Genomic DNA, 25,911 nt, shown 5'->3' on the forward strand with positions numbered 1-25,911 from the left:
GGAAGTTTATAAGGGAGATATAAATGAGGTGAAGCTATGTCTGTAGTAGGAGAAGAAAGAAAGCGAACCATTCTTGAAAAGGTAGAATTTAAAGGGAAAGTAAAGGTTTCAGAATTAGCGAGAGAATTTGCTGTATCAACAGAAACGATTCGTCGATATTTAGAAGAATTAGATCGTGAAAAGAAGCTGAAAAAAGTGTATGGTGGAGCTGTTCAACTTCCAGGCGCTGGAGTAGAGGCACCAATGTTAGAAAGAGAAATGCTACATATAGAAGAGAAGAAAAGAATTGGTTATAAAGCAGCGACATTTGTAGAAGACGGTGATGTCATTGCAATTGATGATGGAAGTACACCGCTTCAAATGGTTCCATACCTTGTTCATCGTAAAAACTTAACGATTGTAACAAGTTCATTTCCAGTCGCAACACAATTAATTTCTTCTATTAATAAAAAGATGTTTCACGGTGAAGTTTTATTTATAGGTGGAAAAGTATCTCCAAAGCATTCGCGTGTATCAGGGTCTATTTCTCAGCAAGTCATACAGCAATTTCATTTTCATAAAGCGTTCGTTTCGATTGATGGGTTATTACCTAGTTTTGGAGTTTCCAGCTTTGAATTAGAGAAAGCGAAATTGTCAGAGGCGATGATGAAATTAGCTGAGAAAACATATATTTTATGTGATCATACGAAGGTAGGAGTGAAAGGGAATTATCGTATAGCAGCAATTTCGCGTATTCAACACGTAATTTGTGATAAAAAAATGCCATATAGCTTTGAAGAAGAACTTAAGAAGCATAATATTCAGTGGACAGTTTGTTAAATACAGTGAAAGCACATAAACTCCCGCCTAATTTTTAGGAGGGAGTTTTATTATCTGTAAATCGTAAAATAAAAGATTTGCAGTTATGCAAAAAGTGGACACATTTTCTCACCTCTTTCATATAATTTACCAATACAAAAAAAGTTGGTCGAAGGAAAGAAGGGAGAACATGTCAGAACGAATATATAATAAACTTGTATTGTACGCGAATATTTTGCAAAAAATCGGTGTCATCAATGAGAAGGAAAAAAGTGAAATTCTTCATACGATAGGTAAAAAAGCCCTTTGAATAAAGGGCTTTTTTATTTTTTTATCTTTAAAAATATAAATTTAATGTAATATTCTCATTGACAATGATAATGATATTCATTATCATTTATTTGTAGATAATTGATAATACTTATCAATTGTAAAGATTATATATGATAGGGGATATTATTTTGAAAAAAAATTACATGAAGGCGCTAGTAGTAGCGACAACATTAGCAATTCCATTTGCTACGTACTCTACTCCAGCATTAGCGGCATTAAAAGTTGAAGCAAATCAATCGGTAGCAGCAGCGAGTGATCGCACGTATGATACTGAGATTAAAATATATAAGGACCAAAAAGATGAGCCATCTATGGTTTCTCAATATATAAAAGATCCTAAAGTAACGATTGCAGCTGGCAAAAAAATTGTCACTGTAACAATGCAAGATAGTGATTATTTTCAATATCTTAGAATAGAAGATAGAAACCGACCTGGTGTATTTCATGATGTGAAGGTTTTGTCAGAAGATAAGAGGAAGAATGGGACGAAAGTAGTTCAATTTGAAATTGGTGAGTTTGAGAAGAAGCACAATATGCAAATGCATATACTTATTCCAGCTATTGGATATGATCACAAATATCAAGTTCAATTTGAAATTAAAGATCCAACTGTAGGTAACAAAGAAACAGAGAAACCAGATGATAACTCTAATTCAGGCAATACGGAAACGGATAATCCAGTTGATAATCAAAATATGATAACAGATAACAAATTAAGAGAACTTGTGAATAAAAAAGTATTTAATAGAAAAGATTTAAATACACCAATTACGAAAGAAGAGTTATTACAAGTAAAGGATTTGTTTTTAAATACGAATGAGATACTTGATTATAGTGCATTAAAATATATGCCAAATTTAAAATCTTTAACAGTTGCGAATGCGAAGATAAAAGATCCGTCGTTCTTTGCGAACTTAAAGCAATTAAGTCATTTAGCTTTGCGTGGTAATGAATTTTCAGATGTAACGCCACTTGTTAAGATGGATAATTTAGAATCTCTTGATTTAAGTAATAATAAAATTACAAACGTTGCACCACTAACTGAAATGAAAAATGTAAAAAGTTTATTTCTATCAGGCAACCAAATAGAAGATGTAACAGCATTAGCGAAAATGGAACAACTAGATTACTTGAATTTAGCAAATAATAAAATTACGAACGTTGCTCCATTAAGCGCTTTGAAAAATGTAACATACTTAACTTTAGCAGGTAATCAAATTGAAGATATTAAAGCGTTATATTCATTACCTTTAACAGACTTAGTATTAACACGTAATAAAGTTAAAGATTTATCCGGCATTGAGCAAATGAAGCAATTAGAAGAATTGTGGATCGGGAAAAATGAAATAAAAGATGTTACTCCTCTAAGTAAGATGACACAGTTAAAACAATTACACTTACCTAACAATGAGTTAAAGGATATTACGCCATTATCAAGTTTAGTAAACTTACAAAAGCTTGATTTAGAAGCGAATTATATTTCAGACTTATCACCAGTTAGTAATTTGAAAAAATTAGTATTTCTAAGTTTTGTTGCAAATGAAATTCGTGATGTCCGACCAGTTATAGAACTAAGTAAGACGACTTATATTAATGTCCAAAATCAAAAAGTATTTTTAGAGGAAACAGAAGTAAATAAAGAAATAAAAGTACCTATATATGAAAAAGATGGTGAAGTTTCTACGAAAATCCGTCTGAAGAGCGATAATGGTACGTATAGTAATGGCGTAGTGAAATGGAGTACACCAGGTGAGAAAATATATGAATTTGGTGTGAAAGATCCATTCGCGGATACAGGAATTTTCTTTACAGGGTCTGTTATTCAAAATGTAGTAGAAAGTAAAGACGGTAATACGTCTAAAGAAGATGAGAAAACAGAAGTGGTAGAATTTAAAGATGTACCAAAAGGACATTGGTCAGAAGAAGCAATTAATTACTTAGCGAAAGAAAAATTATTTATAGGCTATGGAAATGGTGAATTTGGATTTGGTGATAACATTACTCGTGGACAAGTAGCTCTTCTAATACAAAGGTATTTAAAATTAGAAAATAATCTAGTACCAAAAACGGCATTTACAGATACGAAAGGAAATATGTATGAAACGGCTATTGATGCAGTGGTTCAAGCTGGAATTATGACAGGCTATGGAAATGGTATGTTCCGTCCAGATGGAGTATTAACCCGATATGAAATGTCAGTAGTATTACAAAGAGTATTTCAGTTAAAAGAAAATGAAAATAGTGCAGAGAATTTTAAAGATATACCAAATGGCCATTGGGCGAAAGGATATGTGAAAGCTTTAGTGGATAATAAAATATCAAAAGGCGACGGGGAAGGGAATTTTTTAGGAGATAATTTCGTAACACGTGAACAATATGCACAGTTTTTATATAATGCAATAAAGAAATAAAGTGAAACTTTAATCAGTGGGGGGTTTGTTCATTCCCCACTGATTATTAGCCCTCACTAATCGGGCTGCCCGTTAATGCGGAATAAAAAATGAGGAAAATACGCTATTCTTTAATTAAAGAGTAGCGTATTTTTTATGTACAAAATGAAATAGGAAATAGATAGGAGTATAGACATATGAATAGCCTATTTTAAAGAAGAACCACGAAACTATATTGACAAAAAAGCGTTCTCATGTGATAATTCAATTAATTTTTAGAATAATCAAAAAATACTCCTTTTACATAGAAAGGATTCGAACCTTATATGAATATTATGCCGGGGGTGACGAAATGTTATTTTTTCTGAAGAAATGGAATGAATTAAAAGATGTGAAATCTGAATTGGCACTTCGTGATTGGTTTTATGGTACCAAAATTAGCTTATCGCTATGTACGTCAAAAGAGCCGTTAACATTCTTAGTAAATGTTGAGGGAAGAGATAAAGGGCTATTTTCGGAAGAAGATTTTATTGTCGTAAATTGCATGTGCGAGTCAGTATTTGAAAATGAAGAAAAACCAGCTGCAGAGTCATTTATGCATGCGGATATTTATAAAAAAAGTAGTGCAGGATGTATTTTACAAGTGCAGACTGTAGATAGTCATTTAATATCAGAGTTATATGGGGAAGAAGGAGAAGTAACGTTCGATAAACGCAGTGTGGAGCGTGTTTTCGGAAAAGAAGGTATAACAGAAATGACAATTCCAATTGTAGAAGATGAAAAAAAATTCGCTGATTTATTAGAAAGGAATGTTCCGAATTTCATTGAAGGTGGAGGAGTAGTTCTTGTTCATAATTACGGCATGATTGTGTGGGGAAAAACGCCAGAAGAGGCGAAAAAATGGCTAGAGGGTATAGAATATTTAATGAACTATCATGTAAAGTTATTAATGATTAAGGGGGCAAGGAGCTCTGTTATATAAAAATGGATGTGATATAGCTACAAGTTAATAAATAAATGAAAGCGTTTTAAAAATAATTTCACTCATAAAATATAGGTCTCCTTATTATATATAGATTACATGTTGACATGTAAGGAGGAACATATTTTGCGAGTTAAATATCATTTTCTGCCAAAGCAGCAAGTAACATTTTGCAAAATAAATGATTCTGGTGAAGAGGCACTGCAAATGATGAACGAAACGGGATTTCGAGCCATCCCGGTATTAGCAGAAGATGAGAAGAAATTCACAGGGATTATTTATAAAGTAGATTTATTAGAAAAAAAATGCAATAGCGGATTAGAGCATGTAAGTGCAGGAGATATGCTCGATGATTCTAATGCATTTATTTTTGAAAAGGATTCCTTCTTCAGAGCTTTTTATGTAATTCGTCGGCTTCCGTTTTTAGCCGTGCTAAATGATTATAATGAATTTGTCGGTATGTTAACGCATTCGAATATATTTGATGTTATTGAAGATTCATTTGGTATGCGAACAGGTGGTTATATATTAACAATTGCAACACAAGATTGTAAGGGAACGATTAAAGAGCTTGGGACATTGTTAAAAGCATATAATATCGGTGGCCTATTTACGCTAGATAACGGTGATCAATATATCCGCCGCGTTATTGTAAATATATCAGATGAGTTAGATGAAACAAAATTAAAGCAATTAATCGGAAAAATAGAGAAAAAAGGATTCAGAGTGAGTCATGTAGATTATATTTAAGTTAAAAAGAAAAGTACCTATCTGTTATATATAGATAGGTACTTTTTTGTCCCGCTATTTGTGGGCAGTAAGATCTTCGCCTCAAAATTCAGCGCAAGCAAAGAAGTTAAGTGGGAGCGGACTGCCCGTAAAAGCCCAATTGGTGAGGGCTGATTATATGTGAGTAATGAACTTTATTTTGAAACAGGAGGCGGGGATAATGCTAGATCAGATAAGAAAATAAAGTCTGCATGCTCACGAATTTTAGGGATAGAAGTTTCAATAACGCGTGATGTAATTTCACCTGGGGGGCCCACATGCCCGATAGCTACCATAATAGGTTTTTCTTGAATTTTTTTGATGAGTAATTGGGCTTGTTTTGAAATATGCCCTGCTGTATATACATCATCAAAAAATAGTTGGTTTTCAATAATAGGAACTCCTAATTCTTTTCCGATTTTTGGGACGACACTATTAGGATTCGTTTTACTATCTAAGTAAAATAAACCGTGTTTTTTACAAGCAGCAAGTATAAGGCGAACAATTCTTTCATCCGCTGTTACTTTTGACCCCATATGATTGTTCATTCCAATTGCATGCGGTACTTCTTGAATCGCTTGTTCAAGTCGGTTGTTTATTTCTTCATCGCTTAAATCAGTTGTAATTGCTTTCGGCCCAAGCCATTCTTTTTTACCTTTTATAGGTTCCATTGGCATATGTATAATAACTTCATGTCCTTTCTTATGGGCAGCTATTGCGTCTTCTTTTGTGGAAGGAAGAAAAGGCATAACAGCAACAGTGAGTGGAATGGGAAGTGATAACATTTGATTAGTCCCCTTCATATTATTACCGAAATCATCAATGACAATAGCAACTTTATTCGTATGAGCATTTGCTTGAATAGGAAATAAGAAAGACGGTAAAAACAAAACAATGATGAATAATGCAATCGTATATTTTCGCATATAAATATTTCCTTTCTATTGTTATCCTGCTATTTGTGGGTAGTAAGACTCCCACCTCAACATTGTGCTGGATAGGTGGGAGATTCACTGCCTACCCGATTGGTGAATGCTAATTATCAGTGGGGGCTGAACAAAAAAACACTGATTAAAGTTTCACTTTATCAATCATCATTATGTTTTGCTTTTTTATATAAATTAAACAAAAAATGTCGAAGAAAAGTAGGTGGAAAATTAAGAATCCCCGGTTTACGTAGAATTTATAAAAAAAGAAGATGAAAAAAATGTCTATTATTGCGAATGTATTTACAAAGATAGAATAATTTGTAATAATTCTCAAAGTGAGGGTAAAGATTTGTAAATTACAGGGAGAAAATGTTAAATTTTCTGATTCTTCAAATTTGCATATGATTAAGTAGTTAAAAAAAGTCAATGGAGAAGTGAAGTTAAGAGCATGGAAGTATAATAAGGGGGATATGGATGTTTACTGTAAAAAGGAAGTACACATTAGAAAAGCTTTCACGTGATATTCATATGAAACGTGAAGAAATGATTCAACTAGGATTAACAAGTGGGCTAAATAGTAGGGAGACAATTCAAGTTAGTCAAGAATTGGACAAGCTTATTTTACAATATCAATGTTATAAAGAAAAACAAACACCGAAATGGTTTTCAATTATAAAAATACCTATTTTCCAAATCGGGTATGAAGGAAAATCAAATAATTTTTGGCGAATGCTTGTGGCTGGTTTTATGAAATAAGTATAATTACCCTTATAGGATAAGGATAATTATACTATGTGTAACGGAATTTCGATATGAACTGTCGTTCCTTCGTTTTCTGTACTGTCGATAAAAATATGCCCATTATACATCTCTACAATTCGTTTACATATGACAAGTCCAAGACCTGTTCCAGTATCTTTATTAGTAAAGAACGGATGAAAGAGGTGTTTTTGAATATGTTGCGGAATCCCTTTTCCAGTATCTGTAATATGCAGTTGTGCGTGTGTTTCATTGTTTTTTACTACAATGGTTAGTGTATCATTAGAAGTCATGGCCTCAATTGCATTTTTGGTAATGTTTAAAACCACTTGTTTCATATGGTCTTTCGAACAACGGATATGAACAGGATGGTCTGGCAAATGTAAATGGAATACAATGTTATGTAAATTCGCCTCAGATTGAATAATTAATGCTACCTCATTTAGAATTGTTCTTACATCATATGTTTGTTCGATGATGGCGGTTGGCTTTCCTAGAATAAGAAATTCACTTACAATTTCATTGATTCGCTCTATTTCTTGTTCAATTACGGAAAAGTAGAACTGATCTTGTTCATCTTTATATTTCTCTTTTAATAGAGCGACGAGTCCTTTAATTCCAGTAAGAGGATTACGGATTTCGTGTGCTGTACTCGCTGCAAAAGTTCCAACTAATTCAATTTTCTGTAGCTCATTTTGTTGTCTTTCAAGTTTTGTTTGACGTTTTAACAACATATATTGAGCAAGCAAAAATAAAATAGACATTAAAAATAAAGTAGCTATACACTCTATTGCAACCCACTGGTATAAGGTTTTTTGATGAATGGGTAATGGAGAAACAGAGACCTTCCAATTCAATCTTTGGAGTGGGGTAGTAAGCATATTAGAATGCGTATCACTTGTGTCGTTATTATCATCGGTTAGAAAAACTACATCATGTTTATCAGTTACCTCAAAATGGTATTGTGGTTTAATGGCATTTAAAGAAGAGGAAATGTAATCAAAGCGTAAACTAGCTAATAATAATCCTGAGAGCTCCTTCTGTTTATTAAATATGGGGGCAGCAATCATAATAGCTTTATGTCCAAGAACGCGATCAGTAATGACTGATGATACGGTGGTTTTTTTAGTTTGGAGCGCGTCTTGAATATATTTACGGTCTGAAACATCTATAGGCTTTGATTCATCTTCAGATGCGATTGTAATGACTCCTTCTGGTGTAGCGTAATATAGACCAGAAAAGCGTGCATCGTTTCCATCTGTATCATGTACAATTTGTTTAATGCCATTTATATTACCAGTCTCGGTGCCTACAACTTTTGCAAGCATGTCTAAAGCAGAAATTGCTTCACCAAGATGATGATCCAAATAATCTCTATATAAAAAGAGAACTGTATGAGCAGATAATTTGTTTTCCTGTTTCATTTTATATGTATGATACGAATAAAATGTAGCACCAATCCCTATTGTCGGTAGGATAACAAGCAATATATATATAATTATGCTTTGGAATTTGACTTTCAAATGTGGTACTCCTTCTTTTTTTATTATCATTATATATAAACTATGTTAAAATTGTCATGTTTTTATTCAAGAATGATTTTTAATATATTAGGGGAGAAGAAATGGATGAGTGAATGCTCATTCGGAATTCACATGAAGTATGAAGTGGTATTTTCTTTTTATTGCTGAGAATTTAAGTGAAGGGTTGAAAGTTGTATGACATCAAATAATGAACGAGAAGATATTTCTCAATCTTTAAAAGTATTTATTGCATTATCTCGTGTACATCGTTCTGTTATGGATACTACAAATAAATCTATACAAAGTAACGGGTTAAATCCAACTGAATTTGCTGTATTAGAACTGCTATATCATAAAGGCGGTCAACCACTCCAGCAAATTGGTGAGCGCATTTTAATAGCTAGTGGCAGCATTACATATGTTGTAGATAAGTTGGAGAAAAAGGGATTAGTAAAGAGAATCCCATGTCCGAATGACAGACGTGTTATTTACGCGCAATTAACTGAGTCTGGCGAGAACTTTATTGCTTCTATTTTTCCGGGGCATGAGGAAGTTATACATCAGTCTTTTGAAATGTTAACGAAAGATGAAAAAGATGAATTACTTGATTTATTAAAAAAAATTGGGAAGTATGAAAAATAATATGTTCCAAAGGAGCTTTGGATAAATAAATCCAAGGCTTTTTTATTTGTAATGAACTCAGGGCAGTCACTGCCGAAATTTGTTGAAAATTAAGAGGGGATTCGAGAATACGTATTGAATTATAATAAAGGTATGTAATGGAGAGGAGGCTCGTTCATGTCATTTAAAGACTATGAATATAAACGCCCAAATATTGAAGAGTTAAAAGAGAAATTTACTGTTGCTTTAGAGAAGTTTGATAACGCAAAAACTGTAGAAGAACAAAAACAAGTCATTCATTCAATTAATGAGATTCGCAACGATTTTGGTACAATGGGAAACCTTTGTTACATTCGCCATTCTGTTGATACGACGGATACTTTTTATAAGGAGGAGCAGGATTTCTTTGATGAATTCTCTCCAGTTGTACAAGGATATGGTACAAAATATTATAAGGCACTCATTAATTCTCCATTTCGTGAAGAATTAGAGGCGTATTATGGAAAACAATTATTTGCTCTAGCAGAATGTGATTTAAAAACATATTCAGATGAAGTCGTGAAAGATTTACAATTAGAAAATAAATTATCATCGCAATATACACAGTTATTAGCATCTGCAAAAATTGACTTTGCTGGAGAAGAAAGAACGTTATCGCAACTGATTCCGTTTATGCAAGGAAAAGAAAGAAGCGAACGTAAAGCAGCAAGTGAAGCATACTACGGATTTTTAGCTGGAAATGAGGAAGAACTAGATTGTATTTATGATGAGCTTGTTAAAGTGAGAACGAAAATCGCAAAATCTTTAGGTTTCAAAAACTTTGTTGAACTTGGATATGCAAGAATGTACCGTACAGATTATAATGCGGAGATGGTGGCTAATTACCGTCAGCAAGTGCTGGATTATATCGTTCCTGTTACAACGGAATTAAGAAAGCGACAACAAGCACGTATCGGTGTAGAGAAGTTAGCTTATTACGACGAAAATTTTGAGTTTGCTACAGGTAATCCAACTCCAAAAGGAGATGCGGATTGGATTGTTGATCATGGAAAGACGATGTATAAAGAGTTATCGGCTGAAACAGATGAATTTTTCAATTTCATGCTAGATAATGATTTATTAGATTTAGTTGCGAAAAAAGGAAAAGCTGGCGGCGGATATTGTACATATATTGAGAATTATAAAGCGCCATTTATTTTCTCAAACTTCAATGGAACATCTGGTGACATTGATGTATTAACACATGAAGCAGGTCATGCTTTCCAAGTATATGAAAGTCGTAAATTTGAAATTCCAGAATATAATTGGCCAACATATGAGGCATGTGAAATCCACTCTATGAGTATGGAATTCTTTACATGGCCATGGATGAAGCTATTCTTTGAAGAAGATGCAGATAAATATTACTTCTCTCACTTAAGTTCAGCACTCCTGTTTTTACCTTATGGTGTATCTGTTGACGAATATCAACATTATGTATATGAAAATCCTGAAGCATCACCGGAAGAGCGTAAGACAGCATGGCGTAACATAGAGAAGAAATATTTACCGCATCGTGATTATGAGGATAATGATTATTTAGAGCGCGGTGGTTTTTGGCAACGTCAAGGACATATTTATAGTTCGCCGTTCTATTATATTGATTACACGCTTGCTCAAATTTGTGCGCTACAATTTTGGAAACGTGCAAGAGATAATAGACAAGAGGCTTGGGAAGATTATGTGAATCTGTGCCAACAAGGTGGAAGTAAATCGTTCTTAGAATTAGTAGAAGTTGCAAATTTAACATCACCATTTGCTGAAGGCTGTGTGAAAAGTGTTATTACAGAAATTGAAGCATGGTTACATGCGATTGACGACACAAAATTGTAAAAAACATGCGCTTTTTTTCACATGTTTAACATCGACATAATGGGAAAATGATGAGATAATAAAAGAAAATTCAGAATACTGAAGAGGTGTTTCTAATAAGGAGCACCTCTTTTCACAAACAAAAGGGGGGAACAAGTATGCTTCAATCTAATATGGATGTAAGTTTAGAAAGTTTAGTAAACTCATTACAGTCTACTCGAAGCACGCTATTATCAGAAATTGAAATGTTAAATGACACAGAAGTGAATGTAAAGCCACGCCGTGATAAATGGAGCATTATTCAAATTTTACACCACTTGCATTTAGTTGAACAATCTGTCACGTCTGCCCTTGTATATGCTTTACAAAAAAAGGAAAGAAACATGACTCCATTTAAAGACCTCCAACTTACGCTTGATCGCACACATAAACGAGAAGCTCCTCAGCAAATGCAACCAACAGAAACTTTAATGAAAAAACAGCAAGGAATTCAATTGCTAGAACATTCACGCCAAGAACTATTACACGCGCTTCATAGTGTTATAGATGAAAAAGATTTATTTGAAAATGGATTAAAGCATCCTGTTTTTAATGATCTGAATTTGTATCAATGGGTTCAATTTCTTGATTTGCATGAACAAAGACATCTTACGCAGTTAAAAGAGGCGAAACATGCAATTTTGCAACGCTAAAGTGGAAGAAGTGGGAAACCACTTCTTTTTTGATACGTGCATAGTTTTCTTTCTTATTTTGGAATACTACATGGAGAAAGAAAAGAAGGAGCTGAAAAAACATGTCTAAAAAGAAGCGAGAAGAAGAGCGCGCCTGGAAAGCACGTAAAGAAAATCAACAACCGCACGGAAAAGTGAAAGCTTTTGCTGAATTAGTTGAAGGAACAGAAAAAACGTGATGATTATTTCATCACGTTTTTTGTATGAGTGGAAAAGTTAATAAAAAGGTTGTACCGATTCCTTTTTCACTTATAATATCAATTTTTCCATTCATAGCTTGAACAACACTGAATACGACCATCATTCCAAGTCCAGTACCTTTTTCTTTCGTTGAATAAAAAGGAGAGCCAAGACGTTTTACTTGTTCTGAATCCATACCGACTCCTGTATCTTTTATATATAACTGAATATGCTTATGATCAGGAACTAATGTGAAATAAAGGTCACCGCCTTTTGGCATAGCCTCAATGCAATTTTTTAAAATATTTAATAAACATTGATTTAGTTTTTGCTTTTCACCAGCGATAAAAAAAGAAGTGCTTTGCTTTATATAATGAGTACGTACATTTGTTAAATTAGCAAGCGGTGTAATTAACGACAATGCATGTAGTAATTCTTCTTCTAACTGTAATGTTTGTTCTTTTTCAATGCTTGGTTTAGCAAAGGTTAAATAATCTGTAAGAACATGATTTGCTTGTTCGATGCCGTTAATGGCAATGTCGATATATAATTTTCGTTCCTGCTCAGTACAGGTATCTGATTGTAACAGTTGTAAAAACCCTTTCGTTGAAGTTAATGGATTGCGAATTTCATGAGAGATAGACGCTGCCATTTCACCAATTAAATGAAACTTTTCAGCATTTATAAGTTCGTTTTGGAGACGAACTTGAGTTTGTAATATGTGTAGTAAATATAGAATTAGAATCGTACCAAGCATTGAACATAACTCATACACAATAATATGCGGTATATAATCAGTCTTATTTGTAACCTTTGAAAGGAAGAAGGGTATCCAAATAAATCCGTATGTGAGACTGTAGATAATAGCAAGTGTTATTTTTATACGATTAGAAGTTCGATTAAAAAATTTATATGTTAATAGTAGAACAATAAATAGAAGAACAGAACCGATAAGAGATGGGAAAACACCTACCCCCCCTAATAATAAGCGATATATGTTTAATACAACTAAGATAGAACCACCAGCAATAGGCCCTCCCGTTAATGTACCGACAATTAATACAATATGGCGCATATCAAATTGAAAACCATTATTTGTTTTTGCTGCAAATGTAATACAGAGTACGGTAGCGAGGCAACAGAGTACAATGAATATAGCTGAATTTAATTTAGGAGAGCGTTTCCCTTTTTGATTCCAAAATAAATGATATACGAGCATTGTAATCAGGATGAATAATATATTTAAAAAGAGATAAATAATAAAGGATTTCAGTGGGATGCCTCCTCTCTTCTTAGATTAAATTAATCATACTATAAAATGAAAGAAATGAAATAATAAATAGCAGAAAAATCAGAAATTTTTACGCTAGTATACAATATGTTACAATAAGCTGTGTCAATGAAAGAAGAAATTCCGTGCACCGCGCGGGAGAGGTTCGCGAACTCCCTCTATAAAAAACTATGGAAACAACAATATCCTTAGGTATTGTTTTGTTTTTTTATTGTGACAGTTCAAGAACGTTCTTTCTTCTTATTTATAGTAGAGAAGGAGAATGAGTGAAATGAAAAAAGAAAAAGCAGTTGTTGTTTTTAGTGGAGGACAAGATAGTACGACATGTTTATTTTGGGCAATAGAGCAGTTTGCAGAGGTAGAAGCTGTAACGTTTAATTACAATCAACGTCATAAGCTAGAAATTGATTGTGCAGTGGAAATTGCAAAAGAGCTAGGAATAAAGCATACGGTACTAGATATGAGTCTATTAAATCAACTTGCTCCAAATGCGTTAACGAGAACGGATATGGAGATTACACATGAAGAAGGTGAATTGCCATCGACATTTGTAGATGGACGAAATTTACTCTTCTTATCATTTGCTGCTGTATTAGCAAAACAAGTTGGAGCACGTCATATTGTAACGGGTGTATGTGAAACTGATTTCAGTGGTTATCCAGACTGCCGTGACGTGTTTGTGAAATCGTTAAACGTTACTTTAAATTTATCTATGGATTACCCGTTTGTTATTCACACGCCACTTATGTGGATTGATAAAGCTGAAACATGGAAATTATCAGATAAACTTGGAGCATTTGAGTTTGTTCGAGAAAAAACATTAACATGTTATAACGGAATCATTGGTGATGGTTGCGGTGAATGTCCAGCATGTCAACTTCGTAAAGCAGGGTTAGATACGTACCTACAAGAACGCGAAGGAGCGAATAACTAATGGATAACTTTTTTGGATTTCGCATCGTAGAGAATTTGCAAAAAATGGACAAGGATATTCAGCGTAAACAACTCAAATACCATAATAAAAGAGTAATGGTCAGCAAGGAATTTACATTTGATGCAGCACACCATTTACACTGTTATGAAGGGAAATGTAAAAACTTACACGGTCACACATATAAAGTTGTATTTGGAATTAGTGGATATGTAAATGAAATAGGTCTTGCAATTGACTTTGGAGATATAAAAGAAATTTGGAAAAATGAAATCGAAATTTATCTAGATCATCGTTATTTAAACGAAACGTTACCTGCAATGAATACGACTGCTGAAAATATGGTCGTTTGGATTTATGAAAAGATGGCAGAAGCACTAACAAAAGAGAATCGAGTGAACGAATATAAAGGAGCTCGCGTTGAATTTGTTCGTCTATTTGAGACGCCGACTAGTTATGCGGAAGTAAGACGGGAGTGGATGCTCGATGAGTAAAATCCCTGTCTTAGAAATATTCGGTCCGACTATTCAAGGTGAAGGAATGGTTGTAGGGCAAAAAACAATGTTTATCCGTACAGCTGGTTGTGATTATAGCTGTGCTTGGTGTGATTCTGCTTTTACGTGGGATGGATCAGCTAAAGATCAAATTAGACAGATGACACCAGAAGATATTTGGGATGAGCTTGTTGCAATTGGAGGAGAAAATTTTTCTCATGTTACGATTTCAGGTGGAAATCCGGCATTACTGAAAAATATTGAGTTTCTTCTTTCTATATTAAAAGAAAATGGAATGCGAACGGCAATTGAAACGCAAGGGAGTAAATGGCAAGATTGGTTACTTCAAATTGATGAGGTAACAATTTCTCCAAAACCACCAAGTTCAACGATGAAAACAGATTTTCATAAGTTAGATGCTATTATTCAGAAACTAGCAGGAAAAGATATTAGTTTAAAAGTAGTAGTATTCGATGATCATGATTTTGAATATGCAGTTAAGATGCACGAACGTTATCCAAAGGTACCATTTTTCTTACAAGTAGGAAACGATGATACAAAAACAGTGGATGATGCGATGCTTATTAAAAAATTATTAGATAAGTATGAGTGGTTGATTGATAAAGCTGTAAATTGTAAAGAGATGAATGATGCAAAAGTATTGCCTCAGCTTCATGCGTTAGTATGGGGAAATAAACGCGGCGTATAATGAGAAGGGATGTTTAAAATGACAGGAAGATTAGATGAAGATTTGAAAGATGTAACATTATTAGGAAATCAAAATACAAAATATTTATTTGAATATAGCCCAGAAATATTAGAGGTATTTGATAATAATCATCCAAACCGTGATTATTTTGTAAAGTTCAATTGTCCTGAATTTACAAGTTTATGCCCGAAAACAGGACAACCAGATTTTGCAACAATTTATATTAGCTATATTCCAGAGCAAAAAATGGTAGAGAGTAAATCTTTAAAGTTGTATTTATTTAGTTTCCGCAATCATGGTGATTTCCACGAAGATTGCATGAACGTTATTATGAACGATTTAATTAAATTAATGGATCCGCGTTATATTGAGGTATGGGGGAAATTCACACCACGTGGTGGCATTTCAATTGATCCATACTGCAACTACGGTCGCCCAGGTACGAAGTATGAACAAATGGCTGACTACCGCATGATGAACCACGATCTATATCCGGAAACAATTGATAATCGTTAATAGAAAGAAAGGGCCTGTATACTATATAGGCCCTTTCTTTCTATTATATTATGCATTTTGATTAATGACAGTATAGTTTTTATGACTTACAACTGTAAGAGGTTCCATATCTAGTTCTCTAAAATTCTTCATAATTGTTATATCAACAATAACAGAGTTTTGATTTACTTTTTGAACACGGCCTTGCATTCCACCTTTAAATTCGATGATATCTCCAGTTTCTGCGATCTGCATAAGCAACTCTCCTTGTTACAGTTTTCCCAAAAAAAGAATAAATTTGGGTTTTTTTATTTCCTCCTATTTTGAACCATATTTCCTACTTTGTAAATGTTTCCAAAGTAAAAATTCGAAAAATATTCACTTTTTGTAAGAAAATATGTAGAAAATCCATGTTTTTTAGAAAAAATAGCAAAAATGCGAGAATCTTTATATCGAGGTATAATGAAAAAGTAGAATAACCTGCTGAAGTGGGAGAAATTAGAGGCGGTAAAATGATGTTTGAATTTGTGGGGAGTGTTATAGCTTTAGTTTTATTTTTATTTTCTTATATGCATTTAAAAAAGATTCGTCAATATGATACGAGTACATATTTTGATGGGATGGATGGTATCCATGCTTCGATAACACATGATAGTGGTGGGGAGATGTAAAGGTATATAACTTTATTTTTTTGCGTGGTATGATGTTTAGAACTAGTGCATAATAGAGTTCATAAGTGATGAATGGAGAGTGAAAAGAATGAAGATTTCTTTTATTCGTCATGGTTGTTTAAGTCGTATAAGAGAACCGATGACAATTAATTCATTTCACGAATGGATGAAACAGTATGATTCCGAGTCAATGATACAAAAAGCTAAAATACCGATAGAAACAATAGAGGCAATTGAAGCAGCGAAATTTGTCTTAACAAGTGATCAAAGGCGTGCTGTACAATCAGCAGCTGAATTGACGGATTCTTTATCTTTTATGCAAAATTCTCTTTTTAGAGAAGCTGAAGTTCCTTCATGCTTTTTTGCTCCGAAGTGGTTGAAATGCACAATTAAGGTATGGATGTTCATTGGACGAACATTATGGATACTTGGCTACCATAAAGATGTTGAGTCTTATAAGGAAGTAAGAGAGAGGGTAAGGCAAGCGGCTTACCTGTTACATCGTTATGCTCTCGTACATGGAAGTATAGCTCTTGTAGGTCATAATTATGTGAATGTAATGATTGGTGCCGAACTGAGAGCGATGGGATGGTCTGGTTCTCCTATTTTGCACAGAGAGCCATGGGGATGTACAACATATACGTTTCACGAGGCGATGGATGGAAATATATTAAATACAAATTTAACATAAAAGCACACGATTTATATAAATCGTGTGCTTTCTTTTTAAGATATAGAAATTTTGACGTTTAATGGTTTTACGAGATGAGCATAAGGTTCCCCTACTAGCATAACAATTTCATCTTTTTTATAACCTAACTTTTCGTATAGTGAATAGGCGCGTTTGTTTTCTAAATTAACAAGTAAAGCGATTTTTTTATGCCCTTTTTCAGTTGCATAGATTTCGGCAGCTTCAATTAATTTAGAACCTATACCTTTTCCGCCGTGTGCACTTGAAACTGATAATGTATCAATGTAATACTCATCAAGCTCAGCTTCTTTTTCTAACGTAATTGATTCATCTTTATGTAATGCTCTTAAGTGATGTACAATTGGTGCGTCAAGCTGTGTTGCTTCACTACCGTGATAAGCGACAATAATTCCAACTGCACTCTCGTCTTGTTCATAGACAAAACAGTTTTCGTAGCTCAGACGGTTATTTTCTTTTGAGAACCATGTCTCAAGTCCTAGTAATACTTCTGCTTCAACTGTGCTACCTGTGATTTTTTCAGCAATTTCATGCAGAGCATTATACAATAAAGGAGCTATTGCCATTGCATCTGTCTTTTTTGCTTTCCGAATCATAGTATCCCTCCTAGTTCTATTTGTATATTGTAGCATAGTGGTATGGAACTTTGCATAATTGAATGCCGAAATGTTTGATATAGAGAAGTAGCTATGTTAGTATATGATATTTAGTGGACATATAGTAAAACAATATTGTTTGCGAAATAACGAAAATAAAATCATGGCATAACAACGAGATAAAGTGAAACGTTAATCAGTAAGATTTTTTGTTCATTCCACGACTGATTAGTAGTCAACACCAATCGGACTACCTGCAAATAGCGGGATAAATTTACAGTTGTTGACCTATAGAATATAAGATAAAATAAAATATTGCAGAGAGGTGAAATACATGGATAAAGAATTAGCAAATACAATTTTAGATCAGCTAAAAAATGGTGAAATAAAGGAGTATGTTGTTACGAAAGATGTATTTTATACGTTCAGAGAAGTTGTTGTAAATAGAGAAGACTTTAAGCATTTCATTGGTAACGCACAGCGAGGCGGGCAAGTGATTTATACATATTCAGAAACGCCACGTTCATAAGGGGGAATTTTGATCAGCAGGGCATCTCTCACTGATTAGTAGCCTTCACCAAACGGACGTTTCATGCGGGATAAATAAAAGATAAAGGAGAGGGGAATTATGGGCGATTTTAAACAAGGCATTTTACCACATTGGGATTATATGTGGAAAGATAGAGCCGGCAATCGATTTATGGGAATGGTTATGTATCCAGAGAAACGAAAATGTTCAGCAAAAATGCTTCAGAAAATAAAAAGAGCATATGAAGAAGCAATAGAAATTAAAGTAACTGTACAAGTTCAACATACATATCAGTACGTAGAAGGACTGATTGTATACTTTGATGAAGAGGCTCCTGTATGTACAATGATTGATAAAGATGAAAATCCACATCATATATTTGTAAAAGATATTTTGCGCATTGAGTACTCTGAATAAACTTTTCATAAATAAATTGAAGTTCCATAATAATAATCTTTTTCTATAATAGTTATCTTTTAGTATGTAACGAAAAACGAAAGTATATGTATAATATATTTAATAAGGTAAATTTGATAAATGTAATCGTTTTTTAGAGCAGATTATCGTTTCATATCTGTTCTTTTTTTGCGTGATGCTGGAGAAATATATTTCTTCAGCATCTACCGTTTTATGACAAAATATATTATTAACTTTTTTAAAAATAAGGTTAAATTCGTTGACAACTTTTTTGAAAAGCACTTTATTGACATGAGTTTTAGAATGTTGTTTCATAGTCATTGTATTGAAAAAAAACGGCTATCATGTCGAAAAGTAAAAGTTAAAAAAAGAAAGAATTTATACATATATCTTGTGTCTTATTTTGAAACGTAATACAATATATAGAGAAATCAAGAACGACATATAGAGAATATAGATTTGAGAGGGAGGGTCGGAAATGTTAGTTGCATATGATTCTATGACAGGAAACGTGAAGCGTTTCATTCACAAATTAAATATGCCGGCCGTTCAAATTGATGAAGATCTAGTAATAGATGAAGACTTTATTCTTATTACGTATACAACAGGTTTTGGAAATGTACCAGAACGTGTTTTAGACTTTTTAGAGCGCAATAATGAAAAATTAAAAGGCGTATCTGCAAGCGGCAATCGTAACTGGGGAGACATGTTCGGTGCAAGTGCTGACAAGATTTCTACTAAATATGAAGTGCCTATTGTATCAAAATTTGAGTTGTCTGGAACAAATAACGATGTAAAATATTTTAAGGAAAGGGTGCGGGAGATTGCGACACATTGAACTGAATAATGAAATCACGCAAATGCAGGACGGTTTTTATCAGCTTCATAAAGATAAAGAGGCATTAGAAGTCTTTATGGAAGAAGCTAGAGAGAATACCGTTCCTTTTAATAGCGTGGCAGAGCGAATGGAGTATATGAAAGAACATGATTACTATTACAACGTTCTGGACGAGTATAGCTTGGAGGAAGTAGAGGAAGTATATAACATCGCTTATGGTGAAAACTTCGAGTTCCAATCTTATATGGCAGCATCTAAGTTCTACAAAGATTATGCGTTAAAAACGAATGATCAAAAACAATACTTAGAAAGCTATGAAGATCGTGTAGCAATTGTGTCATTATACTTAGGACGCGGTGATGTTTCGAAGGCAAAACAATTCGCAAGCATGATTGTAAAACAAAACTACCAACCAGCGACACCAACCTTTTTAAATGCGGGAAGAAGCAGAAGAGGAGAAATGGTGTCTTGTTTCTTGTTAGAGATGGACGATAGCTTAAATTCAATCGGCTTTAACATTAATACAGCAATGCAATTATCGAAAATCGGCGGTGGAGTAGCTTTAAACTTATCTAAGCTACGCGCACGTGGTGAGCAAATTAAAGGTATCGACAACGCTGCAAGTGGTGTAGTACCTGTTATGAAATTGCTTGAAGATTCGTTTTCATATGCGAATCAGCTTGGCCAACGAAAAGGTGCCGGCGCAGTATATTTAAACATTTTCCATTGGGATATTATTGAATTCCTTGATACAAAAAAAATAAATGCCGATGAGAAGAGCCGTATTCAGTCTCTATCAATCGGAATTATCGTTCCAAGTAAGTTCTTTGAGCTTGCTGAGAAAAACGAACCTTTCCATGTTTTCGCGCCTTATACGGTTTATAAAGAATATGGCAAGCATTTAGATGATATTGACATTGATGAAATGTACGATGAATTAATGAGCAATCCGAAAGTGAAGAAGAAGCCACTAGATATTAGTGCACGTGATATGCTTATTAAAATCGCTATGATTCAGCTTGAGTCTGGTTACCCATACTTAATGTTTAAATCAAATGCAAATAATCAACATCCATTGAAGGATATTGGAACTGTGAAGATGTCGAACTTATGTACAGAAATCTTCCAGCTTCAAGAAACTTCAGAAATAAATGATTACGGTACAGATGACATTATCCGTCGTGATATTAACTGTAACTTAGGATCGTTAAATATCGTAAACGTAATGGAAAATAAAGAAATTCGTGAAGCAGTTCATGCGGGAATGGAAGCTTTAACAGCTGTTTCTGATATGACGATTATTCCGAATGCACCAACTGTGAAAAAAGCAAATGACGAGCTTCATTCAGTTGGACTTGGAGCAATGAACTTACACGGATATTTAGCAAAAAATAAAATCGCTTATGAAAGTGCAGAAGCGAAAGAATTCGCTCGTACATTCTTTATGATGTTAAATTACTATTCTATTGAGAAAAGTATGGAAATCGCTACAGAAAAAGGCGAGACATTTAAAGACTTCGATAAATCTGATTATGCGAATGGCACATACTTTGAAAAGTATGAAACGACAGATTACAGTCCTGTAACTGAAAAAGTTCAGCAACTATTTGAAGGAATTCATATTCCGACAAAAGAAGATTGGACAAGTTTAAAAGAGCAAGTGCAGAAGAATGGTTTATACAACTCATATCGTCTTGCCATTGCTCCAACACAATCAATCAGTTACGTTCAAAATGCAACTTCAAGCGTAATGCCGATCGTAAGTCAAATCGAATCAAGAACATATGCGAATGCGACAACATATTATCCAATGCCGTATTTATCAAAAGATACGTTCTGGTACTATAAATCTTCTTACGATATGAATCAGTTTAAATTAATTGATTTAATCGCAGAAATTCAAGAACATATTGACCAAGGAATTAGTACAATTCTTTACGTTAATAGTGATATTTCAACACGTGAATTAGCACGTTACTACATCTATGCACATAAAAAAGGCTTAAAGAGTCTGTATTATACGAGAACACGTAAATTAAGCGTGGAAGAGTGTGTGGCTTGTACCGTTTAATGGCATATTGCCATACTAAATGAATAACCCAATAGTATGAGCAGGGTTATGAACCCTGCTCATACTTGGTTTGTTCTACTAAACGGTTAGCTTTTCATTGTTAGATGGAAATTTAACCGTTCAGTAGAACAATAATAGATATAGGGGTGATTCAATGCGCGCTGTTAACTGGAATAAAAAGGAAGATGATTTCAGTTTAATGTTTTGGAAGCAAAACATCGCTCAGTTTTGGACAGAAGAAGAAATCGCGGTTTCGTCTGACAAAAATACTTGGGTGCAATTATCGAAAGAAGAGCAAATTGCTTATAAGCGTGTATTAGGTGGTTTAACACTTTTAGATACGAAACAAGGTGGCGAAGGAATGCCACTTGTACTTGTTCATCTTGAAAATTTACAAGCGAAAAGTGTATTAGCTTTCATGGGAGCTATGGAAGAAGTACATGCGAAAAGTTATAGTCACATTTTCACAACATTAGCTACAGAAGAAGAAATTGATGATATTTTTGACTGGGTAGACAATCATCCGTTACTTGAGAAAAAAGCTGGTATTATTACTAGTTACTATCGTCGTTTATTAAAGCCTGAAGTAACGAAAAAAGAGTTATACATGGCAATGGTAGCAAGTGTGTTCTTAGAAAGTTACTTATTCTATAGTGGATTTTTCTATCCACTTTACTTAGCTGGTCAAGGTAAACTGACGGCAAGTGGTGAAATTATTAACCTTATTATCCGTTAACTTATGGCGGCTTTTGGTAGAGATACCAATTGAAAAACCCTTTTAATTGCTGGGACCCCCTATTGTAAATTTATCTGTATTATTATTGATGAATATATGCATTCAGGTTATTCTCTAACTATCAATAGATGGAAAGGAGAATAGCTGATAGGGCAATCAGCAGCGAAGCCTTTATCTAGCGATAACATGTACGGAATTTACTATTTAAAAATCAATGGGAAGTATTATATTGGTAAAGATGTGAACGTTTCAAATTTAAAACGAATTAGGGAACATATGTGGATGTTAAAGAGTGGTACACATTATAATAGGTATTTACAAGCAGTATACTGTAAATATGAATCCACTTTAGAATATGGAATTCTAGAGGAAGTAGAATGTTCATTGGAAGAATTGAGTGAGATTGAGCAACAGTATATTTGGCTGTATGATTCTTATAATAATGGCTATAACTTGACGTTAGGCGGAGAAGGATTGGGTGGAATTAAATTCACTGAAGAACAATTAGAGAAGAAAAGGCAACGTGTTATAGGTGAAAAAAATCCACAATCAAAAATTACAGATGCACAATTTTTTGAGATTGTAGAACTACTAAAGTGCGGAAAGACAAATCCAGAAATTGCTGATATGTATAATCTTCATCCTAATTATGTATCTTTAATTCGACATAAGAAACGTTATAAATATCTTTGGGGAAAAGTGCAAAATTATATGCCGGTTAAATCTGAACACCAACTGAAAACAAGGGGACGTGTGACTCTTGAAATGTTTTTGGATATCGTTCAGATGCTACAAGCCGGTGAATCTAATGCATCCATTGAAAGAAAACATGGGTTATCGAGCGGCACAGGAAGCCGTATCAGACATCGAAAACTGTATAAACAGTGGTGGGTGCGATACGTAGATAAAGGAACGTTCAACGACTATCCCAATGGCGGTGAAATTCCGCAAGAGGAGTAGGGCCAAGCGGTGGGTGAGAATCCCTTAAATCGAAATGGAGGGCTACCTGAGAAGGTAGATGATATAGTCTCTTCTTACAGGAAACTGTAAGCTGTATAAACGGCATAGGAGTAGCGAACTTATGTGAAGGTAAAGGATGAGTCAATTCACGGCGTATTCGTCGGTATTTTAGCACAACAAATCTTCGCAGAACTTTCTGTAGAAGAGCAACAAGAAGTGCAAAAAGAAACACAAGAGTTATTAATGGAACTATATGAAATTGAAATGGCCTATACAGAAGAAATTTACACTTCTATCGGTCTTGTAGAAGATGTAAATCGTTTCGTTCGTTACAATGCAAATAAAGGGCTTATGAACTTAGGACTTGAGCCGAAGTTTGAAGAAGAAGAAATTAACCCAATCGTTTTAAATGGTTTACGTACAGATACGAAAAACCATGATTTCTTCTCTGTAAAAGGAAATGGTTACGTAAAAGCAACGAACGTTGAAAAGTTAGCTGACGATGACTTCGTGTTTAACTTTTAATATAGGATTATAAGGAAAAGCTGTCTTATTGATTAATAAGACAGCTTTTCTTTATAATTTTGTTTACATAACACTATTATTTTTGTATAGCGATTTATATTTGGGAAGTTCTATTCGTTTAACGGATAGAACTTTTTTGTAATTAAATGGGTATTTACAAACCTTTTGTATCAGTGTATTATTTAACTAGTACACCGATACAAAAGGAGGGAAGAAATGAAAATAGAGTTTTCTCCAAATACACCAATTTACATTCAGGTAATGGAATACATAAAAAAAGAGATCGTAACAGGACATTTATTGCCTGGTGATAAAATTCCCTCTGTCCGTGAATTAGCGAGTGAATTACAAGTGAATCCAAATACGATTCAGCGTACATTTCAAGAGCTAGAACGGGATGGAGTTGTTGTCACACGTAGAGGAATGGGACGGTATGTAACGAATGAAGGGGAGAAAATTATGGAGCTGCGAAAAGAGATGGCGAAAGAATTACTTCATTCTTTTATAGATGGAATGGACAATTTAGGTTTTTCAGAAGAAGAAATTCTTACAATTCTTCGTTCTTCATTACATGATAAGAGGGAGGAGAGCCAATGACAGAGCTATTGAAAATAGAAAACTTATGGAAGAGATACGGATTAAAAGCAGTGATCCGTGAATTAAACATAGAGATTACGGAAGGGAAAATCGTTGGGCTTGTTGGAGATAACGGGAGCGGGAAAACGACGTTATTGAAAATGATTGCAGGCTTGCAACACCCTTCTGAAGGTAGTATTACAATAGACGGCAAAAAGGTAGGATTACAGACGAAAGAAATCGTTTCATTTATGTCCGATAAGCCAGTCTTTGATGATTGGATGACTGTAAAAGATGCTTTATTTTTTTACCGAGATTTTTATAAAGACTTCGATATTCAAAAAGCGGTAGATACGATTGCAGAATTTAAAATACCGTTAGAAGAAAAAATTACAGCATTGTCAAAAGGTATGGTTGAGAAGCTGCAGATTATTTTAACGTTTTCTCGAAAAGTGAAGCTATACGTACTGGATGAGCCGTTGGGCGGGATAGATCCTCTTTCTAGAGAACATGTATTGGATCTAATTCTACAGTTCTATAGGGAAGATTGTACGATATTAATTTCCACTCACTTAATAAATGAAATTGAAAATATTTTTGATGAAGTGATCTTTTTAAAAGATGGAGAAATGGTTCTATATGAAAATGTAGAAGAAATTCGTTTTCAGAGAGGAAAAGCAGTTCATGAATTGTTTAAGGAGGTGTTTAGTAAGTGAAGTCAGTACTTTCCTATTTATGGAATGTAAATAAGAAAAGATATATTGTTACTTTTTTACTCTTTGTGCTAATTGAAGCTGTGTTATTTTCACAAATGATTGTAAGAAAAAGTGATGCGGCTATCAGTAGACAAGAGGGTATATTTGGAATCATTATGATTATATTTTTCTTTTATATTGTTTATATGTTTATACAAACAATGAAATCATATTCACGCTTACTGACTAATCCAATGTTACGACTTACAGCAATATCTGGGAAACAATATGTAATTTCTATGCTTATTTTCTCATTTATTGCAATGGCTATATGGTATGGGATATGTGGAATTCTTTTCTACGTAAGTTATGTATTAGCTTTTCCTAAGACTTCTGTATATGTAGAGGCAAAAGAGATTATGCAAGTAGGCATAATTAATAATTTAATATATATGATAAGTGATTTATTTGAGTTTTTGTTTAGTGTGTTACAAATCATATTAGTAATTACTCTAGTTAAGTTACTTACGAAAAAGAAAAAGGCGCAAAATATACTAATTGTTATTATTTTTCTAGTAATAAATATAGCGATTACTTTAGCGACAACCTTGCTAGGAAAATTAGCTCCAGCTTTCCAAGTATTGCGAAGAGTAGAATATCATAGTGAAAGCAAGAGTCTATTTATTAATATGTTTCAAGAAAATGGATTTAACATTTTTAATATAAGTTTCATGGTAATGGTTAGTGCTCTAATAATATATGTAATTGCTTATATTATCGATAAAAAACTAGAAGTCTAAAGG

28 protein-coding genes, 2 pseudogenes and 1 riboswitch are annotated in these 25,911 nt (G+C 33.7%); of the genes and pseudogenes, 25 read left to right on the forward strand and 5 right to left on the reverse strand.

From position 1 onward, the window contains the following. Window positions 1-36 precede the first annotated feature (36 nt). The 4 genes from NST86_RS06850 (at window position 37) to cbpA (ending at window position 5,253) form a co-directional block, all read left to right on the forward strand. Window positions 37-819: a DeoR/GlpR family DNA-binding transcription regulator gene (locus tag NST86_RS06850; RefSeq protein ID WP_000117667.1), complete on the forward strand. Its 783-nt coding sequence runs from the start codon at window positions 37-39 to the stop codon at window positions 817-819. Window positions 820-1,241: 422 nt separating this feature from the next. Further along, window positions 1,242-3,542: an NEAT domain-containing leucine-rich repeat protein gene (locus NST86_RS06855; RefSeq protein ID WP_061662873.1), complete on the forward strand. Its 2,301-nt coding sequence runs from the start codon at window positions 1,242-1,244 to the stop codon at window positions 3,540-3,542. A 331-nt stretch (window positions 3,543-3,873) separates the two neighbouring features. Further along, entirely contained in the window at window positions 3,874-4,503 is a 630-nt protein-coding gene (locus NST86_RS06860; RefSeq protein ID WP_000896005.1) for a class II aldolase/adducin family protein, read from the forward strand. Between the two features lie 126 nt (window positions 4,504-4,629). After that, window positions 4,630-5,253 (forward strand): cyclic di-AMP binding protein CbpA, encoded by a 624-nt coding sequence (cbpA, locus tag NST86_RS06865; RefSeq protein ID WP_001264207.1) that lies wholly within the window; start codon window positions 4,630-4,632, stop codon window positions 5,251-5,253. Between the two features lie 173 nt (window positions 5,254-5,426). On the opposite strand, the gene NST86_RS06870 is transcribed toward cbpA, so the two are convergent. Then, window positions 5,427-6,197: a divergent polysaccharide deacetylase family protein gene (locus NST86_RS06870; RefSeq protein WP_001234107.1), complete on the reverse strand. Its 771-nt coding sequence runs from the start codon at window positions 6,195-6,197 to the stop codon at window positions 5,427-5,429. Between the two features lie 477 nt (window positions 6,198-6,674). Between NST86_RS06870 and NST86_RS06875 the strand changes: the two genes are divergently transcribed. Then, entirely contained in the window at window positions 6,675-6,956 is a 282-nt protein-coding gene (locus NST86_RS06875; RefSeq protein WP_000495536.1) for an aspartyl-phosphate phosphatase Spo0E family protein, read from the forward strand. A gap of 29 nt (window positions 6,957-6,985) precedes the next feature. Here the strand turns inward: NST86_RS06875 and NST86_RS06880 are convergent, their stop codons facing one another. After that, window positions 6,986-8,482, reverse strand: coding sequence for a DUF3149 domain-containing protein (locus NST86_RS06880; protein WP_000865053.1), 1,497 nt, complete (start codon window positions 8,480-8,482; stop codon window positions 6,986-6,988). Between the two features lie 195 nt (window positions 8,483-8,677). Here NST86_RS06880 and NST86_RS06885 point away from each other — a divergent pair, with 195 nt between their 5' ends. The 4 genes from NST86_RS06885 to NST86_RS06900 all read left to right on the forward strand — a co-directional run bounded on the left by NST86_RS06885 (window position 8,678) and on the right by NST86_RS06900 (window position 11,864). Beyond that, the gene (locus tag NST86_RS06885; RefSeq protein WP_086423855.1) at window positions 8,678-9,124 is read left to right on the forward strand and encodes a MarR family winged helix-turn-helix transcriptional regulator; all 447 of its coding nucleotides are present in this window, start codon (window positions 8,678-8,680) and stop codon (window positions 9,122-9,124) included. A 156-nt stretch (window positions 9,125-9,280) separates the two neighbouring features. Beyond that, complete coding sequence (locus NST86_RS06890; RefSeq protein ID WP_086423856.1) at window positions 9,281-10,975, forward strand: M3 family oligoendopeptidase; 1,695 nt, start codon at window positions 9,281-9,283, stop codon at window positions 10,973-10,975. Window positions 10,976-11,112: 137 nt separating this feature from the next. After that, complete coding sequence (locus tag NST86_RS06895; protein ID WP_000941970.1) at window positions 11,113-11,646, forward strand: DinB family protein; 534 nt, start codon at window positions 11,113-11,115, stop codon at window positions 11,644-11,646. A 101-nt stretch (window positions 11,647-11,747) separates the two neighbouring features. Next, window positions 11,748-11,864 carry a DUF6254 family protein gene (locus NST86_RS06900; protein WP_000038355.1) on the forward strand — a complete coding sequence of 39 codons (117 nt, stop codon included), beginning with the start codon at window positions 11,748-11,750 and terminating at the stop codon, window positions 11,862-11,864. 11 nt (window positions 11,865-11,875) lie between these two features. Here NST86_RS06900 and kinB read toward each other — a convergent pair whose 3' ends face one another. Beyond that, complete coding sequence (kinB, locus tag NST86_RS06905; RefSeq protein WP_000964153.1) at window positions 11,876-13,084, reverse strand: sporulation sensor histidine kinase KinB; 1,209 nt, start codon at window positions 13,082-13,084, stop codon at window positions 11,876-11,878. Window positions 13,085-13,290: 206 nt separating this feature from the next. Then, window positions 13,291-13,334: riboswitch (PreQ1 riboswitch) on the forward strand. Window positions 13,335-13,427: 93 nt separating this feature from the next. Between kinB and queC the strand changes: the two genes are divergently transcribed. The 4 genes from queC to queF are packed head-to-tail and all read left to right on the forward strand — an operon-like array spanning window position 13,428 to window position 15,806. Further along, entirely contained in the window at window positions 13,428-14,090 is a 663-nt protein-coding gene (gene queC / locus NST86_RS06910; RefSeq protein ID WP_000711604.1) for a 7-cyano-7-deazaguanine synthase QueC, read from the forward strand. Then, window positions 14,090-14,581, forward strand: coding sequence for a 6-carboxytetrahydropterin synthase QueD (gene queD / locus NST86_RS06915; RefSeq protein WP_000368414.1), 492 nt, complete (start codon window positions 14,090-14,092; stop codon window positions 14,579-14,581). The genes queC and queD overlap by 1 nt, the downstream gene beginning before the upstream one ends. Further along, a complete protein-coding gene (queE, locus tag NST86_RS06920; RefSeq protein WP_000036297.1) occupies window positions 14,574-15,290 on the forward strand; it encodes a 7-carboxy-7-deazaguanine synthase QueE in 717 nt (238 codons plus the stop codon). The genes queD and queE overlap by 8 nt, the downstream gene beginning before the upstream one ends. 18 nt (window positions 15,291-15,308) lie before the next feature. Next, the gene (gene queF, locus NST86_RS06925; protein ID WP_001986050.1) at window positions 15,309-15,806 is read left to right on the forward strand and encodes a preQ(1) synthase; all 498 of its coding nucleotides are present in this window, start codon (window positions 15,309-15,311) and stop codon (window positions 15,804-15,806) included. Window positions 15,807-15,854: 48 nt separating this feature from the next. On the opposite strand, the gene NST86_RS06930 is transcribed toward queF, so the two are convergent. After that, window positions 15,855-16,040: a YkvS family protein gene (locus NST86_RS06930; RefSeq protein ID WP_001165082.1), complete on the reverse strand. Its 186-nt coding sequence runs from the start codon at window positions 16,038-16,040 to the stop codon at window positions 15,855-15,857. Window positions 16,041-16,300: 260 nt separating this feature from the next. On the opposite strand from NST86_RS06930, the gene NST86_RS06935 reads away from it, so the two are divergent. Next, window positions 16,301-16,456 (forward strand): hypothetical protein, encoded by a 156-nt coding sequence (locus NST86_RS06935; protein ID WP_016117452.1) that lies wholly within the window; start codon window positions 16,301-16,303, stop codon window positions 16,454-16,456. Window positions 16,457-16,544: 88 nt separating this feature from the next. Beyond that, the gene (locus tag NST86_RS06940) at window positions 16,545-17,147 is read left to right on the forward strand and encodes a phosphoglycerate mutase (protein ID WP_000703097.1); all 603 of its coding nucleotides are present in this window, start codon (window positions 16,545-16,547) and stop codon (window positions 17,145-17,147) included. A gap of 35 nt (window positions 17,148-17,182) precedes the next feature. Here the strand turns inward: NST86_RS06940 and NST86_RS06945 are convergent, their stop codons facing one another. Continuing rightward, complete coding sequence (locus NST86_RS06945) at window positions 17,183-17,761, reverse strand: GNAT family N-acetyltransferase (protein WP_000619548.1); 579 nt, start codon at window positions 17,759-17,761, stop codon at window positions 17,183-17,185. Window positions 17,762-18,095: 334 nt separating this feature from the next. Between NST86_RS06945 and NST86_RS06950 the strand changes: the two genes are divergently transcribed. From NST86_RS06950 to NST86_RS06995, 10 genes and pseudogenes are all read left to right on the forward strand, one after another. Then, complete coding sequence (locus NST86_RS06950) at window positions 18,096-18,290, forward strand: hypothetical protein (RefSeq protein WP_000356684.1); 195 nt, start codon at window positions 18,096-18,098, stop codon at window positions 18,288-18,290. A 99-nt stretch (window positions 18,291-18,389) separates the two neighbouring features. Further along, window positions 18,390-18,707 carry a hypothetical protein gene (locus NST86_RS06955; RefSeq protein WP_000502196.1) on the forward strand — a complete coding sequence of 106 codons (318 nt, stop codon included), beginning with the start codon at window positions 18,390-18,392 and terminating at the stop codon, window positions 18,705-18,707. Window positions 18,708-19,185: 478 nt separating this feature from the next. Beyond that, window positions 19,186-19,545, forward strand: a complete 360-nt coding sequence (gene nrdI / locus NST86_RS06960) for a class Ib ribonucleoside-diphosphate reductase assembly flavoprotein NrdI (RefSeq protein ID WP_000959448.1) — start codon at window positions 19,186-19,188, stop codon at window positions 19,543-19,545. Next, window positions 19,532-21,616 carry a class 1b ribonucleoside-diphosphate reductase subunit alpha gene (gene nrdE, locus NST86_RS06965; protein WP_001215835.1) on the forward strand — a complete coding sequence of 695 codons (2,085 nt, stop codon included), beginning with the start codon at window positions 19,532-19,534 and terminating at the stop codon, window positions 21,614-21,616. Before nrdI ends, nrdE begins: the two co-directional genes overlap by 14 nt. A 154-nt stretch (window positions 21,617-21,770) precedes the next feature. Beyond that, window positions 21,771-22,349 (forward strand): annotated as a pseudogene (locus tag NST86_RS06970) (ribonucleotide-diphosphate reductase subunit beta); the annotation flags it as partial. A gap of 189 nt (window positions 22,350-22,538) precedes the next feature. Continuing rightward, window positions 22,539-23,312, forward strand: a complete 774-nt coding sequence (locus NST86_RS06975; RefSeq protein WP_025967045.1) for a GIY-YIG nuclease family protein — start codon at window positions 22,539-22,541, stop codon at window positions 23,310-23,312. A gap of 129 nt (window positions 23,313-23,441) precedes the next feature. Then, a pseudogene (locus tag NST86_RS06980) lies at window positions 23,442-23,837 on the forward strand (ribonucleotide-diphosphate reductase subunit beta); the annotation flags it as partial. A gap of 216 nt (window positions 23,838-24,053) precedes the next feature. Further along, window positions 24,054-24,434, forward strand: coding sequence for a GntR family transcriptional regulator (locus NST86_RS06985; protein ID WP_000687512.1), 381 nt, complete (start codon window positions 24,054-24,056; stop codon window positions 24,432-24,434). After that, entirely contained in the window at window positions 24,431-25,129 is a 699-nt protein-coding gene (locus NST86_RS06990; RefSeq protein ID WP_061662875.1) for an ABC transporter ATP-binding protein, read from the forward strand. Before NST86_RS06985 ends, NST86_RS06990 begins: the two co-directional genes overlap by 4 nt. Next, on the forward strand, window positions 25,126-25,908 hold the full coding sequence (locus tag NST86_RS06995) for a hypothetical protein (RefSeq protein ID WP_016117455.1): 783 nt from the start codon (window positions 25,126-25,128) through the stop codon (window positions 25,906-25,908). Before NST86_RS06990 ends, NST86_RS06995 begins: the two co-directional genes overlap by 4 nt. The last annotated feature ends 3 nt before the right edge of the window (window positions 25,909-25,911 follow it).

The sequence above is a fragment of the Bacillus sp. FSL L8-0199 genome (genome assembly GCF_038005705.1).
Classification (GTDB): domain Bacteria; phylum Bacillota; class Bacilli; order Bacillales; family Bacillaceae_G; genus Bacillus_A; species Bacillus_A cereus.